We start from the raw sequence: 17904 nt of genomic DNA, 5'->3' as shown, positions 1-17904 counted from the left end.
CTCTGTCCTCCGTTCACTATACATAACGGTGGACCTAGTCAGATGAGGCATTCCAGCTCTTCGTTACCCAACCTTAGCAAACCTTAGCAAACCTTAACATGTCAGATGTCTTTGAAGACATTTTGGTGTGACCGCAAGACAAACCGATTTTGGGTCATAGCCGACATCCGACAAAAACCGTCGGATAACTGCACCGAGCCCTAATTGACAGATTCTGCAGCTTGTAGCGATGTCCGCTTCCACTGTAGGGCTCGCGGTCGGCTCTTAAAATTCGTGTTGCCTATTCCGCTGGAACAATGTCCGGAACACGGTAGGCTCGAAACTCTTCGACATCCGGGCGATATGCCCGAAGCAGCAGGTTCCAACCATCTTCAGGCGTGAAGGCGAAGTTGGGTGCAAGCGCGCGACAGTCCTCGCCACCGAATGCGACGTCAAACGAGCCATCGTCGTTGCTGACAACGCGCTGGTTGGAGCTGACGATGTTATCCGTATCCGACATCAGGTACTTCTGCGGGCCATACACTGTGATTGAAAAGAATGCATCGACCGGAACTTCAGGGAACGTCGCCGTATAGCAAGAGCCTCCCACGGCGTTTTCAGGACCACCAATGGCGTACATTGCGTTTTCGTCTGCCGACAAACCCCAGGCGCCTGCCGTGACATAGGTGAAGTACTCCCAGTCCTCGACATCGGCGACCCGCTTCTGCATCGCACCGAACGATGAAGGTAGTTTGGAATACTCCGCCAGCAGGGCTGCGCGCACCTTTTCAAGTACCTCCGCGTCAAAGCTCGGCAGATCATCCTCTGGCGCGGCACCTGAAATCGCATACTGTGGTTGGAGTTCTTCGGTCACCACACGCACATCGTCAGGCATGGCATCTGTTCCGGTCCGAATGCCAACAGCAACGAAATCGGTCTCGAAATCCTCGGACGAGAAAGTGTATTGACCGTCCCTGTACAGGTAGAACGGCGTCATGTGGTCTTCCGTAATTATCTGGATCGATAGGAACCTGTCGCCCACATCTGGCACATCCAGCGTGAACCCCTGTCTCGCATTGACGATAGCAATCGAATAGATCGTATCGTTATTGGGCGAAACGACCCAGCGGTCGTCGGCCGTAGACAGATTGGTGAAGTGAAAGAACTGGTTGACGCCAGAGCGGCCCATGAAGTTTGCAAAGAACGCCCGGCTGTCGGCGTTGATATACTCGGCGGCGCTCATCCCGTAATCGTTCGGATCTGTTGACCAGCCGGAACTGTCTATGTCCGGGATATCCGCGAGCGCCGCTGGTGCGATCAGAGTGCTGCACAATAGGGCAGCTGCAATTTTGTTGAACTTGCTGGATGCGTTTTTCATTTTGTTTGAACCTCGACTGTCAAGTCAGCGCCGGGAACCGGAACATAGGCGCGAAGGACGCCGTAAAACGGCGTTCCGGTTGGGATGCCGTTCTGCCCCTCGCCGGACGGGCTGAGGGTCACGGTAAAGGTGCCGTCTTCATTCGGCTCCGCTGTATAGCTGGTTTGATCGTAGATGCCCTTGTCGTTCGGGATCAGCAACTTGTTGGCGGACGCATAGACCGTTACGGAGAAATAACCGCCTTCTTCGACGATGTTTGCAGGCACGGTCAAAACGTATGTGTCATCACCATTAAATGGTTGGCCGTTTTCATCAAACGCCAGTAGGCCGTACCTCACCACGTTGGACGGCGTGCCAAGCTGTCCCTGAAACACTCCTACAGCAGCGTGAATTTCTCCCACATCACCTGAAACCGACCCGAAAATCTTGTCGGTATCAACCAGTGGCACGGCGGTCTCGATCAGCGTCAGTGCCGCCGCCTCGGTCTCGGGCGAAAATCGCTGCACGTCGCGGTCCATGTCGCCCTCGCCGCCTTCCATCACAATCTCACCGCTCAGCGCCATGACCTCGTCAAGATTGTCGACCACGACCATTCGGGTGAAGGCAAGCCCTTGGTCGGTTTCAAGGGCCAGTTTGTGAAAGTCGCCCTCAGGCAGGGTTTGCCCTGGCCGGTATAGCAGGATCGGCAAATCCGGGTTCACGAGGACGCCCGGTATGTTGTGCTTCATGTCGAAAATCGACACCGAGAAATAGCGGTCATATTGCGGCGTGCGGATGATCGCCGGGCCCTCGGACAGGCTGAACCAGTTGTAGCCATAATTCACCGTCGCCTGCGGCGTGATTACCGTGTCATCGGTAGGATCGACGAGTCCCGTGAACTGAAAAGCGCCCGGCTCGTTGGTTTCGAGCCAACGCTGCATCATGCGCACCTGTTCCTGATTAGGATACTCGCGGATGTAGTTTTCGATGGTGTCCTGAGCAAGTGTAGGAACAGCAAAGACTGGCAGAAACAAGATCAGGGTGCATAGCTTGCGTAGAAACATTTCGGTCAACGCCTTATTGGAAACATAGGTTTTGGAAGTATGTTTATTATACTATGCTTGTACTCGTCTCGAGCAAGCTCCAACGGATAGTGCGCTCGCATGACGCACAATTTGGGCCGTAAATGGCCAATGTTGGCAAACGAGTGAGTTCCAAGGGTCCAAAACCCTTTAAGAACGAGCAATTGACCCCCCAAGATTCGGTTTTGTTGTTGATCGTAAAACCCCGCCTTCGACGGGTAACCCCAAAGCGGTCATCCGCGAACTTACGGCGAACGGCAGGAATGTCCGCATTGCAGACATTGGGCGTTATTAACTGAATGTCCGCATCGAGCCCTTTGCGGTCATTCGGCTTGACCTGACGCAAGCATTCAAGACAAGCGGCAAAGCAAGGGCCGATCACAGGAAAATTCAGGCCGGGATACCTGCCTTTGCAAGCCCTGCAAGGTAAAGTTCCATTTGATCGTCCCGCTTCAGATAGAACAGCTTATTTTTTGCGAATGACCGCGAGAATTTCGGCTCTTCCACCATTAGGTTATGCACCATCTTCGCCAGATCTTTGTCCCGCCCGAGATTGGCAAGCGCCACGACTGCATGCGCGGTGGCCCAGTATTGGCAATTTGGCACATCGCGAGCCCGCTCTGCCCAGTCCAGAGCTTTCTCGAACTGGTGATCGAAAAGCAGAGTCAGCGCGCCATAGCTCAGAAAGGCCCAAAGCTGTGGATGGTTAGGGCTCATCTCCACGGCTTTCTCGAAATTGGCAATCGCCTCTTCGTATCGTCCCTCATAGGAAAGTGAGTCTCCCAATCCGCAATATGCTGGAGCCAGCGTCGGGTTCAATTTGATTGCAGTTTCATTCTCAGCCAGCGCGCTGCGGTATTCCCGGCGGGCCAGTTGGACTCTGCCCATCAGCATGTAGAGCAGCGCATTCTGGTTATCCATTGAAACGGCGGTGCGTGCGGCAGCCAGCGCTTCGTCCATAAGGGCAGAATCCGGTTCCGTGTCCCAATACACCATCCCGAGAATCGTGGCATAGGCCCACCAGGCGTGTGCCTCGGGAAAACTGGGGTCCAGTTCGCGGCTTTGGAGAAACAACCTCTGAGCTTCACGGTTGCTTACGGCAGTAAACTTGTAAAAGTGCGCCAGCCCAAGATGATAGCAGTCCCAGGCATGGGGGTTTCGGCGCGGCGTATCTTCTAACTTGCGCCGGATCGCATTTCCGACCTCGGGCTCCAGTCTGCCAACAATTGTTTCCGTGATCTCGTCCTGAACATCGAAGATGTCTTCCAACTGACGGTCATATTTTTCCGCCCACACGTGGTTGCCAGTCGATGCGTCAATCAGCTGAACCGTGACTCGAATGCGCGCACCCGCTTTTCTGACCGAGCCTTCGACAACGTAGTCGGCGTCCAAGTCATCGGCGAGCTGCCGAACATTCGGGGATTTTCCCTTGTAGGCAAAGGTCGTGTTGCGCGCGACGACCTCGAGCCAGTGGTGTTTCGACAGAGCCGTAATTATGTCTTCGGACAACCCGTCCGAAAAATATTCCTGTTCAGGGTCGCCTGAAATGTTGTCAAATGGTAATACGGCGATCGCAGTTCCGTCAGGGGACCCGGGCGGTTCAGAATCAAAAAGCGGATCTACAGACTCGGCGTCCCCCCACCACCAGACTGGCACCGGTCGATCAATGTTTTTAAGCTCACGGTATTCTCCGCCTTGGAACGCGCAAGCCGTTTTGCTGTCCAGGCATTCATAGGCGGAGCCGGAGATGAGAACCTGCCCGGCTTCGGCAAGCGCTTCCAAACGAGCGGCGACGTTAACGCCGTTACCAAATACATCATCCTCCTCGAAAACGACTTCACCTGTGTGTATCCCAATTCTCAACTTCAGTGTATTCTGGCTGGCCAAAGAGTTCTGAATGGCGACAGCACAGGTCACAGCGTCAGAGACTGATGGAAACTCGACTATCCAACCATCCCCCATGCATTTCACTAAATTGCCGCGATGCGCGACTACAGAAGGGTCAAAAAGCCCAGATCGAAACTCTCGCAACGCGCTGAGCGTTCCGCTTTGATCCGAGTTCATAAGGCGGGAATACCCAACCAGATCGGCTGCTAGTATGGCGGTCAGCCTGCGTTTCAGAGGTCATCCTCCTCCGAGCAAAGTGTAATTATCAAAGATTATCATGCGCAGGCTTGGAAAGAAACCGAAGGGCGACTTCGCCCGCAAGACGGCCGCCGGATGAGTAAAGTTGCAGCGAAGGCATGAGCAAGGCCATTGGATGTCACAGTCGTGCCGAAGCGCATTAGCAGCGCAACAGCAGCGCTACTGGCCCACGCGTAACAAGCTGAATTGGAAGGACTGAGAGCTTCCCCAAGGAGTATGGTGTGTGTGCTTCCGATGCGTGACCAGGGAAATACGATCGCCTAATACCTCGCATAGCCCCTCTGGATCATAGCGAACGATTGGCAAACCGCTGCACTTCTTCGGACCATCGAGTGCAAACGTTGCGATAATCGCATGGCTACCTGGGAGAAGGCAGCGGTACAACTGGTCCCGGTAGGCGGAACGGTCGTCCTCATCGACAAGGAAATGAAATACGGCGCGATCGTGCCATAGATCATAGCTTCTCTCCGGGCTCCAGGTTGTGACATCGGCTGCGATCCATTCAATCTGCTCGCCTACGGCGCCAAGTTGTCCACGAGATCGATCAAGCGCAGCTTTGGATACATCGAGCACAGAAACGTCGCTCAGTCCTCTTTCGATCAGGCGTTCTGCGAAGCGTGAAGTGCCTCCGCCTATGTCTATCACAGAAGAGGCATTATCGACGCCGACCACGTCGCAGAGCTCCAACGAGATCGAGGGATCATCCTGATGCCAACTCAGCTGGGTATCGTCTTTCTCGCGGTAGACCTCCTCCCAGTGGCTCACTCTCTCGTCTGCCATGGTGTCTCCACTTGATCCCGTCAGGTGGTGATCATGTAACTTTAGGTCAATGACTGCAATGTCCGCACAGCGGTCATTGATGCGCTACGCTGCGAAAGACAGCTTTGAGCCCAACGTGACCGATGCTTCATGGCAAACAATTTTCGGAGTGGGTGAAATGCAGACGTTCGCAGCATTTTGTCATCTCCCAGCAAAGCGGGACAAACTGGTCGCCATCCGAATTCAGCTCAGTCTCTCAATCTTTCAATGTTGCTAGATATGCAATGATATCCACGCGATCTTTTTCATTTTCAATTCCGAGCATCACTTTGGTCGTCCCGGGTACAAACTGATATGGGCTAGCGAGATAGCTATTCAGTGTATCTGCATCCCACACCAAACCTAATTCGCGCAAATAACTTGAATAAGAAAACTCGGGATCGGACGCAGTGGGTCGTTCGAATACTCCCCAAAAGTTGGGCCCATTATCACCTGTTATTCTCGTCGACGAAGGTTTGCCGTGGCAGACTTCGCACCCCTTGGCTAGAAACTCACCATTTGAAACATTGGCACCTTGCAACTTATCGGCAATCGGTTGGCTCTCTACTCGCTGAGGCGCTCCCGCTTCAATGAGCACCTCGGCGATTTCTATGTGCCCCGCTCTCAGCGCCTGATGCAAAGGAGTTGAGATATATGGTTCATAGCTGGCTGGATCCGCCCCAGCCTCAATGAGCACTTTTACTACTTCGACGTGACCATACCCGGCCGCATGGTGGAGAGCGGTTCCAACCGTAAAAATATCATTTCCCTGATAGAAAAAAATTGTGGGATCGGCACCTCGTTCAAGAAGAAGTTCAACCAACTCAGTATGGCCGAATTTTGCCGCAACAAAAAGCGGTGTAACGCCCGGTGCACTTGTCATGTTCGTACTGCGAAGTTCGAGCGGCACACCCTTGTCTAGCTCCGCGAGAACGCCCTCAATATTTCCACGTTTGGCGTGAAGATGGATGATTTCCGCCAATGCCTTCTCAAACGGAAAGATAAACAGCGACAGAGTAACTACAATTAGTCGAAACATATGCGCCTCCGAATTCAACGGCTTAAGCCAATCATAAGCAGATTGAGTCGTTGTACCAAATTCTACGGAAGAAATGGGTTCCTGTGCGACGTTCGCGCCAGTTCGTCAGCTTTTTGGTCGCTCGCAAAAGAAGTATTACCGCCATCGCAACGCATGATGGCCAAGCGGGCTGCACCCGCAGCAATTGAACCAATTTATGGATGTCGGCTCGGAGTCAAATTCGTGGGCCTGCTGCTTCGCACGGAACGACAGCTTTGTCCGCCAACCGGACGTTCAGCCGAGTTCAGAAAGTTGCAGGGTAGTACAACAAAGCCGACGGCGTGAGTAAATTGCGAACTATCACGCCAATCGGAGAGCTTTTGGAATTGACGGCTGAAGGGGTTGTTTTCGGAGGAAAGAAAGGAAGAGCTATTTTGGTTTGGGAGCGCCTGAAAAAGTAGGCGGCAGCGGCAATCGGCGAGCGGTCACTTCGTTTGCAACTTGGGAAGTACAAATTCTAAGTGCGAATGTCGGTTTAGAGTTGACATCGCCCAACGAGTTTCTTCATTCGGCATTCGCCATCTCTTTGCTTACTCGGGCAATCCAGCGCGCCTTAGGCCTTCCAGCCAATGTTCCCAGTCTTCCGGATCTCTAACAGGTACCATCTTGCGCACCCGCTCAATCGTCAGTCCCGGCATCGTTTCAAGCAATCGCTTAATGGAAAGTTGTGCTTCTTCTCTGCGCCCCAACATACCCAACGCAGCTGCCTCTTGCCGCATTAGCGATGCGTAACCCGGGTGCTCTTTCAGGCCTTCGATCGCGTTTTCAAGGCAGAGACCGTACTGTCGCGTTACATAAGCACCGATCCCAAGCCCTCCACGCCAAAATGCTTTCAATGGATCGCGCGGACTTAAGGCCATTGCATGTTTGGCCGATTGCTCTGCCTTGTCGGACTCGCCCGACACGCCATACAAGGCTGCAATGTTACCATACCCGATAGCCAGGTTCGGATTTAGGTCAATGGCACGCAGCAAATGGACTAAAGACTCATCGAATTTGCGAGCAAAGCACAGAGCCATACCCAACACAGCATGAGCGTTAGCATTTTGATCATCTAGTTGCACTGCAAGGCCGGCCTCAAACTCTCCTGTCTGAATGGCTTCCTTGGAATCCATGCGCCACAAGTGAAGCATGCCCATAATGTGACTGAGCGCCAAAGCCGCATGTGTTTCGCTGTCGTCCGAGTCACTTTCCAACGACCGCTTTAATAGATCATGGGCGATCTGATTATTTTCCTTAGTGAATTTTCCGAGGTGCCATCTGGCCTGAAGCACTTTGTCCCAGGCGCTGAGGTTGTCTGACCGTTTCGAGCGTGCACGTCGGGTTTCAGCGCCGATCGTCTCGGGTGCGACAGCCGAGACAATGGATTGGGTAATTTCGTCTTGAACGGCAAAAACGTCCGTCAATTCACGATCGTATTTGGCGGCCCAAATATGAGCGCCACTCTCACCGTCAATTAATTGCGCAGTCACTCTTACTCGATCGCCAGCTTTTCGCACACTTCCTTCCACCAAGTATCGCACGCCCAGGTCTTGGCACACCTGATCGACACGAATGGCCTTTCCCTTATAGGTAAAGCTCGTATTGCGGGCGATGACGAAAAAGTCGCGGAAATGCGACAACGCAGTAATGATATCTTCTGCTATTCCATCGGAAAAATATTCCTGCTCTGGATCAGAAGACATGTTGTCGAAAGCCAGTACGGCAATCGAAGCTTTTCCAGCATCTAAATTCGGAGACGGCGTATGCGAGGTAGAAATGTCACCCGCAGCCCAGCGAAAAACTCGGACCGGTGTTTCAATGTTCTTGAGTATCTGTTCTCCGTCGTCTCGAAATCTGGCGTTGATTTTACCCCCTAGGCTGTCGTGCACGATTCCGGAAATGCATACACCACCTGGTTCAGCCAGAGGTTCCAGCCTCGCAGCGATGTTGACCCCGTCACCATAGATGTCTTCGCCAGTGGTAATCACGTCGCCCAGATTAATGCCAATTCTAAGTTGAATCCGGTCTGCGCTTTGAGCTTTGGTGTTGTTTTGGATGGCAATCGCGCAAGCGACCGCATCCAGAACGCTCGCAAACTCGACCAATGCACCATCGCCCATAAGTTTAACAATTCTGCCGTTGTGCTGGGCAATCTGCGGATCGAAGCAGCTTCGGCGAAAAGCAATCAGCTGTTCCAAAGTGCCTTGTTCGTCACGTGACATCAGTGCGGAAAATCCAACAACATCAGCGGCTAAAATGGCGGCTAGTCGACGCAAACAAGGACACCTTGTCTCAGGGGCAGTTAACAATGATAATCTTCTCATTCCACCAAACTATTGGGCATTTGGCTATCACAAACTTTACTATTTTTCGGTCCGCCCTAGAGGGTAGGCCACCAAAGGTGATTTAGTGTCGGTATTGTGCGCGGGCTTTCAGACTGTCGATATCAGCAGCGGGATCCATTCGGGGTCAGAAGCCTATCCTACTTGCTGATCTCGCAAAGTCATTGGACAGATAATCTGACTTAACCAACAATCGGTTCTTAGAGTTGATAGCAACCTCGACCGGATTGTCTTGGGTTGTCGTATTACGTGAGGTTCGGATCAACGATTTCCTGATTGTGCAAGTGTGAGATAATGACGGGCCAAAACGTAGTGCTTGAAAACACATTGACTTGCTCAAAGTGTCGACATGGCGAAACCGAAGAAATGTCAATTGACGCCTGCCAATGGTTCTACGAGTGCAAGCCGTGCAAAACGGTTCTTACGCCGTTGGAAGGTGACTGTTGCGGATAATGCTCCTATGCCACTGTTCCATGCCCACCTATCCAGTTGGGCGATAATCGTTGCGGGTGAAGCGAAGGCTGGCTTTTGGCCGCGCTTGAGATCTTGGCCACTATCGAATTTGAGCAGGTGCGGCGAACGGCTGCTTTGATGGCTGCGACCACGGCATCATGGAACCACTGTGAAGGTCTCCTATGGGCCGTTTGTTGACGTTGAAGCTTGCGACCCGCCTGTCTAGTTGGTCCGCAACTCTGCAGTTCAGCAGATTTCTGCGAACGTCGGCTGTCGTTCAATGCAGACCTTCAGGCGATATTCCTCGGAATGACCACCAACAATGACCGCTTTCCGATCCTAAGCCGTCATCTGACTAAAAGACTCAGATGACCGACTTGAGCCCAAAGCAGACCTTCTCGACCAGTAGATCTCGCCGCTGCAGCATTACTTCTCGTTAACCGGAGCGTCGCGGCGCAGATTAAAGACCGGACATTCATGCTGGCTGCGGCGAAATTCGGAGGCACTACGCTCCGTCGCGGACAAAACACTCGTTGTCTCTGGGGCCGCTGCATGGACTAAACCCACTCGATCGAAACCGTCTTCAACACCGCAGCGAATAAGCCGTCGTTGCGCGCAACAGCGGCTCATTGTAGACTTCAAACAGGGGAGGTAGATCCATGCGTTGGATTATTGCCATCTTTACAACGGCATTCTTTATACTTGGGCCCGCTCAAGCAGGTCAGTTATTCGATGCTGCAAAGCAGGGTGATACAGCGACCGTTAAGGCTCTGTTGGAAAGCGGTGCCTCGGTTGATGAGCGGGGGCCGAACAAGGCTACGCCCTTGATTGCTGCTGCGTTGGCTGGAAACATCGAAACCGCTGCGGCTCTGATCGAAGCAGGGGCTGACGTGATGGCGCGTAACCACAGCGGTTTCACTCCACTTCACGCGGCTGCCTTCGGTGGTAAGATTGAAACAGCGCAGCTGCTTCTCGCCAAAGGCGCAGACGTGAATGGACGCATCAACAGGGCCGAAAAGTCACCAATCTTCATGGCGGCCGATGAGGGTCATATCGAGATGATCGAGCTACTGCTCGACAACGGTGCGGATATTGTGACACTCGATAACGATGGCTTTTCGGTTCTAATCCGAACGATGTTCCGTAAACACTATGATATCGTTGGGCTGCTGAAGCAGCACGGAGCCACTTGCCCCCCGCCAGATGCCTTCGGCCCGGAATTTCACCGCCTGTGTTTGGAGGCAGGCACATAAGGTAGGGTCAAAAAAATGAACTTTCAACTTCTCATGAGCGGGCTGTTTATTGCAGGCATGACCACGAGTGCGCTGGCGGATGAGCCCATCAACACTGGGCCTTTCGGCGATGTTGCAATCAAGGGTTATGATACTGTTGCCTATTTCACCGAAAGCCGTGCGGTAAAGGGATCAAGTGAGTTCGCATATGATTGGCTTGGCACGCCATGGCACTTCAACAGCGCAGAGAACCGCGAACTGTTTAAGTCTGACCCAACCAAATACGCTCCGCAATACGGCGGGTATTGCACATTGGGTGTCGGCCTTGGGGCCAACGCGTCCGAAAACATCGACCCAGTAAATTCCTGGCGGATCATCGATGGGAAGCTTTACTTTATATCGGACCCGACCGGAGCAGAAATGCTTGACCACCCAGAAGGGGAAGCGGTGATCGCCAAGGCGGATGCGAATTGGGAGAAGACCAAGCCGCTGGCAGCCAAGGATTACTCCAATTGACGCGCACCTCGGATGATGGTCATCCGCCAGGGCTAAAGTGAAACAGAATATGCGGGTTGATGTAGCTGTAAGGCTCGCTCGCCCCGACGTCTTCTTCGGCATTTTTGTAGACCATGCCACAAGCCGGGCGACCAAGCGAAAGACCGGGTTGTTGTAAGCACAATGTGTCGTCTTTCACAAATGCCGATCCAGTGACAAACAATGTGGATGCGCGCAAGGCCATACTTCCGTTCTCTGAAATCTGCATCAAGCCGGGTCCGCGGCCTTCGAAGTTTCCCTGCCATACGTTGCCGTCGATCAGAGCGGTAACCGCGTCGGCAGATAGCTTTTCGCGAGCGCCAGGTTGAAAGTTGAAGGGCCATTCCTGCACGCCCGCAGTCAACATTGCATCAATGATCCGATCGAGTTCTTCCTGCTTCCGAAAATGCGCAAACAAGACCTTGTAGAGTTGCGCCGAAGTATGCGGAGCAAATTCGGCCACCTCGTCTGCAGTTGCTTGCGCCTTTTGCGTTTGGCCAGCCTCTCCATAGGTGGCCGCGAGGATGTTAAAGTAGTCCTCAATACCTTGAGAATTGCCTTTTATCTCCTCAAGGATTTCGACGGCACGTTGGGGACGCCCTGTCAGAATATAGGACAAGCTTGCGATCTGACGTGCATAGCCCGGCAATAGTGGGTTGAGACGCAGAGCCGTTTCGAAATTCTCGATCGCCTCTTCATGTCGGCCGTAGAAAGTTTGCGCAAAGCTCAGCGCAAGATAAGCAGATGCTTCACCGGGGGCCTTCTCGACAGAAAGCTGCGCCGAGCGCATCGCTTCCTCATACCTTCGATCCACAGTCTGCAACTCGCTTAATACGGCAAAAGGCATCGCCGCATCGGGATCAATTTCTAAGGCACGACCGGCATGTTCGTAGGCACGTTTCCGGGCGACCGGAAAGGGCAGCACATCGTCATAGTTACGGCGCATGATCAATGCCTCGGTGCGGGCCTGTGCCGCGAATGCCCTGGCAAAAGTCGGGTCGATTGCGGTTGCGTCCGAATAGAGGCTCAGCGCTTCGCGCAGCCCGGGCCGAAAGCCGCTGCGAGCGGCTTCTTCGGCTCTGAGAAAGAAGTCATATGCTTCCAGATCCGTTGTAGGTAGGCGTTCGATCCGCTCCTTTTCGGACACACTCACATCCACACCAAGTTGATCAATGATCTCGTTTATCAGGCCAGCTTCCATGGAGAAAATATCAGCTTCGTCTCGCTCCAACCGCTCGGCCCATACTGTCTGCCCGCTGCTCACATCTGTCAGCCGCGCGTTGACCAAAAGCCGAGTTCCCGCTCTGCGCACGCTGCCTTCGAGAACATAGCCCACCCCCAACTCGCGACCGATGGCCCTGCTGTCGATTGTCCTGTCCCGATAGGAAAACGCAGTGTTGCTGCCGATCACCATCAGCCCGGCGACTTTCGAGAAATCTGTAATCAGATCGTCCGTGAGCCCATCTGCGATGTAGCGTTCCGCGTCTGGCAGCCCGAGGTTTTCAAAGGGCAACACAATGAGAGAAGGCAGCCCGTCCTCTGCCGCGATGATTTCACTTTCAGCGCCGCCGAAAAGGGCAACTATACCATCACGCAATATAAAAGCGGCACCTGAAAGAATCGCTATTACGGCCACCGCCGCGACAGCGCGTCGAACTTTGAAGCGAAACAGTGAATTGTATTTCGAGCCATTCGGGTCCGCCATCCGAAATACCGTGAGAGGCTCAGGTATGTTTTTGACCCGGTGGACACCCGCAGATTCAAATGGCTTACTGACTTTGCCGCGCGTGTGTTCGTAAACCTCGCGCGAGATGCAGATGCCTCCGGGCGTAGCTAGGGGTTCCAGGCGCGCCGCAATGTTAACACCGTCTCCGTAAATGTCGTCGCCATCGATGATCAGATCTCCTAGGTTGATACCGATCCGCAATTCGATACGCTGGTGGGGATCAATGGTGTCGTTTTTGTCCTTAACCGCCTCCTGTATCTGGATCGCAGCCTCCACGGCATCAACAACGCTTGCAAATTCGGCCAGCAGTCCGTCGCCGATAAGCTTGACGATCCGCCCGTTCTTTTCATCTATCAAACGGGTGAGGATGTCTTGGCGCACCGTGGTCAAACGTTCGAAGGTGCCCACCTCATCCTCGGCCATCATACGGCTGAAACCGACTACGTCTGCGGCGAATATGGCGGCAAGCCTGCGTTCCAAGGTTTGCCCCTCTCCTCCAAATATGGGCAGTACTGCGAAGGTAACACTGAAAAAACGTGACGGAAACTGCGCTCGCTCAAAATATTTGGTTGGGCGGGTGCTTGTCGTTCAAAGGTACGGTGGCGCAACAAGCCAATTTTCTCCGCAGCAGCATAAGGCAGCTTGCTCCGCATTTGAGACATTATATCCGAGCGAAGCGAACGGCCTGATTAAGTTTTGGCCTATATGCATGATTTGAACGTCCGGTATCGAGAAATCGTGCTGCGCTGTCGCGGGCGATACCGTGACACTGTCGAGCAATCGATTTGATTTTCGCTGCGCCAGCATCGGGCGGCTTTGTCCGCAGAGCGGTCTTTCGATCAAAGCGCAGCGAATGGCCGCTCACGTTTCCGCGACGAAAAGATGCGCTTCTTGTGGAACGTGCAATACGCCGGATCTGTCGTACTGGGCCAGCTTAGCGGCCACTTCTGCCACAACCGCTTCAGCAATCCTGTCTCCCGCCTTTCTAAGGTCCACCTCAATCGGCAGAGCCATGATTTGTGCCCGCAGGTCTTCAAAACGGCGTTCAAGCACCAAGGCGTCTTGACGGCTGATTTGGAAGCCTGCGTCCGTCAGAAGGTTCGAAATTAAGTCTCCATCGCGGAACGAAAACGGCGCCTTCGCCTTGGTCGCTGCGTCGGGGCCAACATGTCTTTCGAGGGCGTCTGCAAGCGCTCCATTAAATGGTGACACAGCGCGCCAACACGTCAGAAAGAGCTGCCCTTGATCACGCAGTATGCGGTGAACTTCTGTCAAGGCTGCCGGTTTGTCGGGGAAGAACTGCAGGCCCTGTTGAATGAAAGCATAGTCAAACGAGCCGTCTTTATAGGGTATGTTGCATACATCCGCGGCATGCCATTCAAAAGTATGATCAGATTCTGGTTGGTTAGCCCGCGCAACCTCTATCATCGTTTCGTTTAGGTCCACGCCGACAATGCGTCCTTTGCCTGACAAAGTCTTGGCGATCTCACGTGTCAAAGCGCCAGTGCCGCAGGCTATATCTACGATGTGCGCGCCATTGCGGAGGTTAACCTTCTCCATAGTCGCTTGCGCCAGTGGTCCAAACATGGCGGGTACACAATGGCTGTCGTATTTGAGAGCAGCTTCTTTGGTCAGTCGGAAATTGTCTGCAGCCATCACCCTACCTTTCTGGTATTCGCCGATCGTATAGAGTGGTTTGTTACTCTGGTAGGCAAGCGTGGAGTTCAATCGGAGCAATCAATCCGCCGGCGATGTTCCGAACCATGTGTTGAACCTTAAGCGCCGTATCATCGCCCATGATAAGATGAAGGCCCAGTGGTGGAGGGCCATCTGCACTGCTTTGCGCGGCAGCCAGATCGGCGAAGAACTGTTTGGCAAATTCAGTTCGGTCGATCCGGTCACTCACTTCGAAACCAACGGAATTCAAAGCAGCCTCATACGTCTCCGGTGGTGCAAGTGCGCTTTGATCTGAGGAAGAAGCCCAAGGCGCCGGATAGTCCATTTGTCCCTCTCCGACTTGCATCACATCGTAAATTGCAAAGATTCCTCCTGGCTTGAGGACCCGTTTCGCCTCGCGCGCTATGCCTACTTTGTCCGTGATGTTCATTCCAACGTGGATCATATAAGCGGCGTCCATGGAACCAGCTTCTAGCGGCAAATCGAGCACGCTGCCTTCGATAAGTTGAACCCGATCCGATAACCCGGTCCATTCTGTGAGTGTCCTTCCGGTTTCCACAAACTCAGCGGTCAAATCAACGCCAGTTACGTGCGCTCCGGTAGCTGCCGCGACATAGCGTGCCGGACCGCCGAGACCGCATCCAAAATCGACAACCCGGCTTTCGGGGGTAAGGCCAAGAGCCTTCACAAACGGTTCGGTTGCGAGGCGCCCACCAATGTGAAACTCGTCAACTGGAGCCAAGGCGTCTTGAGAAAATGGTGGGGCTAGGTTCAGCGCTGCGCAACCATCAGAAATCTGCTGGAGCAGGTGACCGGAATGGTAATGGTGCGCGACTTCATTGGGATTAGTCATTACGCAGCCTCTCTAATCGATGCAGCTAGGGTACACGCAGTTATCCGAAATGTCAGCTTCGTCCGCATTGCAGCCGTTCAATGAATTAGGCTGAAAGACCGCATTGAGCCCGAAGCAGACATCACATTTGGTGATGGTCTATGATCATAGACATCGCTTGAATGCTAAAGATTTGGTGCCAATCAGCTCGGCATGCTAGCATTCATAAGAGATCGAGGTTTGAGGTGAGCCAGACACGGGGGCACCATGTCTAAGACGCTATATGAACGTCTGGGAGGAACGGATGGTATTCGGCGGATAGTCGACGTTCTGGTGGACAATCACTCCAAAAACCCAGTTGTCGCTGCACGATTTGCGGGAACCGATATGGAGCACCTCAAACAAATGGCAGGAGACTTCTTCATAACTGGTTCTGGTGGGCCTGAGATGTATAGAGGCAAGGATATGGTTGCAGCGCATCAGTACATGAACATCAGCGGAGATGAGTTTGTCGCTGTTCTGGACGACGCCATGAACGCCCTGAAGGCCAACGACGTCGGTCAACGGGAACAAGAAGAGGTCTTATACATTCTATATAGCCTCAAGGACCAAGTTGTAGGTATCTGACTTTCGCCACAACCGAGTAGAGTCGGCAATATTCAAATCATTAAATCAAAGCTTGCTTGTCCGACTTGCAGACTCTTGAAGTCAAATATCTTACTATGGGTCAATCGTGCATTTGGGCTAAAAATTTATGCGCAAAAGGAACCTCCAATATGAATAGGAGATTGTCTACGATCTTGGCCGCTGATGTTGTCGGTTATTCCACTCGGATGCGTGAAGATGAAATCGACACGATAAATCGTGTTACACTGTTGAACGAGTTAATCGGAACTGTTGCGTCCACGCACAATGGGCGGGTCTTTAACCGCGCGGGTGATGGTTTTCTTTTGGAGTTTTCTAGCCCAGTGGCGGCAGTTCGCTGTGCTTACAACTTACAACTTCAACTCGCTGCACCAGTAAGCAAGCGAGAGATAGGACTAGAAATCAGGGTTGGGGTCCATCTTGCCGATGTCGTAGTAGATGGCGACGATTTGCTTGGCGATGGGGTGAATGTAGCAAGTCGTATTGAGTCTGAAGCTGAGCCAGGTATGGTCCTTGTAAGTAATGCGGTGTTCGAACACGCCAAGCGGTCGGCCCAGCTCAAGTTTGAGAACAAGGGCACCCGAAAGCTCAAGAATATTTCCGAACCAATTACGGTCTACGCTGTTGCAGGCGAGCTTGGAACGCACAGCTGCGGAACTGCGCTTATCGAGGACAGTAGCCTTCCCTACGTGGCGGAACTGCAAAAGTCCAATAACTCAATTGTTGTGCTTCCCTTCAAGAACATGAGCGATGATCCCGAGCAGGAGTATTTTTCCGATGGCCTGACGGAAGACATCATCACAGAGCTGTCCCGGTTCCCTGACATTCTCACGATATCTAGGAATACTAGTTTTGGCTTAAAAGGGGTTGCGGCGGACGCTCGTGAACTTGGACAGAAACTCGGCGTGCATTTCTGTCTTGAAGGCGGGGTTCGCAAGCTGGGAAATCGCATACGGATCAACGCGTATCTGACGGATGCAGTGTCAGGCGAACAGCTTTGGACAGAGCGGGCGGATTGCAATCTGGAAGATCTTTTCGATTTCCAGGATGACCTTGTTGCCAAAATCGTCGCGAGTGTGGCTGGCCAGATCGAACGGCAACTGGAAGCCACGGCACAGCGAAAACGTCCAGGTGACCTGGAAGCCTATGAATGTTTAATCCGCGGTTTGTATTTTCACCGGATTGGTGGAGTCACAAAGGAGAATGCAGAGGAAGCGGTTCATTGGTTTGACGAAGCGCTGAAACGAGATCCAGGATATGGTCGAGTTCATGCGTGGAGGGCATGCGCTGTCGCTACAGTAGCAGAATGGACCGGTGAAGATGTATGGGATGAGTTGGTCGAAGCAGGGAACCTAGCTGTCGAGCTGGATGAAACGGACGCTGAAAGCCATCGGATTGCCGGCTCCTTGGCGCTCTATGTTCGTGACTTTGAACGGGCTAAGTTCCACTTCAATCGCGCTCTGGAGTTAAACCCCAATCATGCTTTCATTGTCGGGCGAACCGGTGAACTCCATAACTTTCTCGGAGATGGGAAGACTGCTCTTGAGTACCAAAAGCGTGCAAAGATGCTTGATCCCTTTTTGCCCGAATATTGCCGCGAACTAGAGGCAATTGCCTACTATGTCATGCATGATTTTGAGGCTTGTTTTAACACCGTGGATGAATTTGCAAGGCTTACCCGGCGGGCGGCAGCATATCGGACTGCGGCCGCAACTCACCTGAATAATGACCACAAGCTTGAACGAGCAGTTCGCGGTTTGTTGCTTCACGATCCGGACTTTAGACCTTCTTCATTCATTCAAACTGAATACTTCAAAGATCGCGAGATATCTAAGAGATTGAAAGCCGAATTGAGGAGCGCTATGGCGGCAACCTCACTTCGCCTGGCTGGTTGAGTAAACAATTTGCAAACTTAAAAATTGAGGATTGATGCTTATTCTCTTTGTAAGAAAAGGCCATGGATCGCCGGAGTCTAACGACCGCTTTGTCCTCAAAGTAGACGTTCAATCAAGTTGCAGCGAAGGTCTGCTTCGAGCCCTTTT

Annotated in this window: 14 protein-coding genes; 5 read left to right on the top strand and 9 right to left on the bottom strand. The window is 52.9% G+C overall.

Going from position 1 to position 17904, the window contains the following annotated elements; translation table 11 throughout:
- Nucleotides 1-280: 280 nt before the first annotated feature.
- From GOV79_RS21410 to GOV79_RS21385, 6 genes are all read right to left on the bottom strand, one after another.
- Nucleotides 281-1357: a DUF1254 domain-containing protein gene (locus GOV79_RS21410; RefSeq protein ID WP_170791678.1), complete on the bottom strand. Its 1077-nt coding sequence runs from the start codon at nt 1355-1357 to the stop codon at nt 281-283.
- Nucleotides 1354-2400: a DUF1214 domain-containing protein gene (locus tag GOV79_RS21405; RefSeq protein ID WP_170791677.1), complete on the bottom strand. Its 1047-nt coding sequence runs from the start codon at nt 2398-2400 to the stop codon at nt 1354-1356. The genes GOV79_RS21410 and GOV79_RS21405 overlap by 4 nt, the downstream gene beginning before the upstream one ends.
- A 408-nt stretch (nt 2401-2808) precedes the next feature.
- A complete protein-coding gene (locus GOV79_RS21400; protein WP_331252780.1) occupies nt 2809-4518 on the bottom strand; it encodes an adenylate/guanylate cyclase domain-containing protein in 1710 nt (569 codons plus the stop codon).
- A 204-nt stretch (nt 4519-4722) separates the two neighbouring features.
- Nucleotides 4723-5343, bottom strand: coding sequence for a class I SAM-dependent methyltransferase (locus tag GOV79_RS21395; protein WP_170791675.1), 621 nt, complete (start codon nt 5341-5343; stop codon nt 4723-4725).
- A gap of 235 nt (nt 5344-5578) precedes the next feature.
- The gene (locus GOV79_RS21390) at nt 5579-6400 is read right to left on the bottom strand and encodes an ankyrin repeat domain-containing protein (RefSeq protein WP_170791674.1); all 822 of its coding nucleotides are present in this window, start codon (nt 6398-6400) and stop codon (nt 5579-5581) included.
- Nucleotides 6401-6969: 569 nt separating this feature from the next.
- Nucleotides 6970-8697 carry an adenylate/guanylate cyclase domain-containing protein gene (locus GOV79_RS21385; protein ID WP_170791673.1) on the bottom strand — a complete coding sequence of 576 codons (1728 nt, stop codon included), beginning with the start codon at nt 8695-8697 and terminating at the stop codon, nt 6970-6972.
- Between the two features lie 360 nt (nt 8698-9057).
- Here GOV79_RS21385 and GOV79_RS22555 point away from each other — a divergent pair, with 360 nt between their 5' ends.
- The 3 genes from GOV79_RS22555 to GOV79_RS21375 all read left to right on the top strand — a co-directional run bounded on the left by GOV79_RS22555 (nt 9058) and on the right by GOV79_RS21375 (nt 10964).
- Nucleotides 9058-9216, top strand: a complete 159-nt coding sequence (locus tag GOV79_RS22555; protein WP_331252779.1) for a GDCCVxC domain-containing (seleno)protein — start codon at nt 9058-9060, stop codon at nt 9214-9216.
- Nucleotides 9217-9875: 659 nt separating this feature from the next.
- Nucleotides 9876-10469, top strand: a complete 594-nt coding sequence (locus GOV79_RS21380) for an ankyrin repeat domain-containing protein (RefSeq protein WP_170791672.1) — start codon at nt 9876-9878, stop codon at nt 10467-10469.
- A gap of 15 nt (nt 10470-10484) precedes the next feature.
- Nucleotides 10485-10964 carry a YHS domain-containing (seleno)protein gene (locus tag GOV79_RS21375; protein WP_170791671.1) on the top strand — a complete coding sequence of 160 codons (480 nt, stop codon included), beginning with the start codon at nt 10485-10487 and terminating at the stop codon, nt 10962-10964.
- A gap of 19 nt (nt 10965-10983) precedes the next feature.
- On the opposite strand, the gene GOV79_RS21370 is transcribed toward GOV79_RS21375, so the two are convergent.
- The 3 genes from GOV79_RS21370 to GOV79_RS21360 all read right to left on the bottom strand — a co-directional run bounded on the left by GOV79_RS21370 (nt 10984) and on the right by GOV79_RS21360 (nt 15238).
- Nucleotides 10984-13188 carry an adenylate/guanylate cyclase domain-containing protein gene (locus GOV79_RS21370; RefSeq protein ID WP_170482041.1) on the bottom strand — a complete coding sequence of 735 codons (2205 nt, stop codon included), beginning with the start codon at nt 13186-13188 and terminating at the stop codon, nt 10984-10986.
- Nucleotides 13189-13569: 381 nt separating this feature from the next.
- Nucleotides 13570-14364: a class I SAM-dependent methyltransferase gene (locus tag GOV79_RS21365; protein WP_170791670.1), complete on the bottom strand. Its 795-nt coding sequence runs from the start codon at nt 14362-14364 to the stop codon at nt 13570-13572.
- A gap of 43 nt (nt 14365-14407) precedes the next feature.
- The gene (locus GOV79_RS21360; RefSeq protein ID WP_170791669.1) at nt 14408-15238 is read right to left on the bottom strand and encodes a class I SAM-dependent methyltransferase; all 831 of its coding nucleotides are present in this window, start codon (nt 15236-15238) and stop codon (nt 14408-14410) included.
- 246 nt (nt 15239-15484) lie between these two features.
- On the opposite strand from GOV79_RS21360, the gene GOV79_RS21355 reads away from it, so the two are divergent.
- Entirely contained in the window at nt 15485-15844 is a 360-nt protein-coding gene (locus GOV79_RS21355) for a group I truncated hemoglobin (protein WP_170791668.1), read from the top strand.
- A gap of 173 nt (nt 15845-16017) precedes the next feature.
- Nucleotides 16018-17757 carry an adenylate/guanylate cyclase domain-containing protein gene (locus tag GOV79_RS21350; protein WP_170791667.1) on the top strand — a complete coding sequence of 580 codons (1740 nt, stop codon included), beginning with the start codon at nt 16018-16020 and terminating at the stop codon, nt 17755-17757.
- Nucleotides 17758-17904 lie beyond the last annotated feature (147 nt).

It is taken from the genome of Ruegeria lacuscaerulensis (assembly GCF_013034745.1).
Lineage (GTDB): Bacteria > Pseudomonadota > Alphaproteobacteria > Rhodobacterales > Rhodobacteraceae > Ruegeria > Ruegeria lacuscaerulensis_B.
The sequence above is the reverse complement of the archived record's forward strand: the minus strand, read 5'-3'. Positions and strand labels throughout refer to the sequence as shown.

Coding starts and splice junctions, on each gene's coding strand:
- GOV79_RS21410 (WP_170791678.1), bottom strand. CDS start 1,357: ATGAAAAACGCATCCAGCAAGTTCAACAAAATTGCAGCTGCCCTATTG.
- GOV79_RS21405 (WP_170791677.1), bottom strand. CDS start 2,400: ATGTTTCTACGCAAGCTATGCACCCTGATCTTGTTTCTGCCAGTCTTT.
- GOV79_RS21395 (WP_170791675.1), bottom strand. CDS start 5,343: ATGGCAGACGAGAGAGTGAGCCACTGGGAGGAGGTCTACCGCGAGAAA.
- GOV79_RS21390 (WP_170791674.1), bottom strand. CDS start 6,400: ATGTTTCGACTAATTGTAGTTACTCTGTCGCTGTTTATCTTTCCGTTT.
- GOV79_RS22555 (WP_331252779.1), top strand. CDS start 9,058: ATGACGGGCCAAAACGTAGTGCTTGAAAACACATTGACTTGCTCAAAG.
- GOV79_RS21380 (WP_170791672.1), top strand. CDS start 9,876: ATGCGTTGGATTATTGCCATCTTTACAACGGCATTCTTTATACTTGGG.
- GOV79_RS21375 (WP_170791671.1), top strand. CDS start 10,485: ATGAACTTTCAACTTCTCATGAGCGGGCTGTTTATTGCAGGCATGACC.
- GOV79_RS21365 (WP_170791670.1), bottom strand. CDS start 14,364: ATGGCTGCAGACAATTTCCGACTGACCAAAGAAGCTGCTCTCAAATAC.
- GOV79_RS21360 (WP_170791669.1), bottom strand. CDS start 15,238: ATGACTAATCCCAATGAAGTCGCGCACCATTACCATTCCGGTCACCTG.
- GOV79_RS21355 (WP_170791668.1), top strand. CDS start 15,485: ATGTCTAAGACGCTATATGAACGTCTGGGAGGAACGGATGGTATTCGG.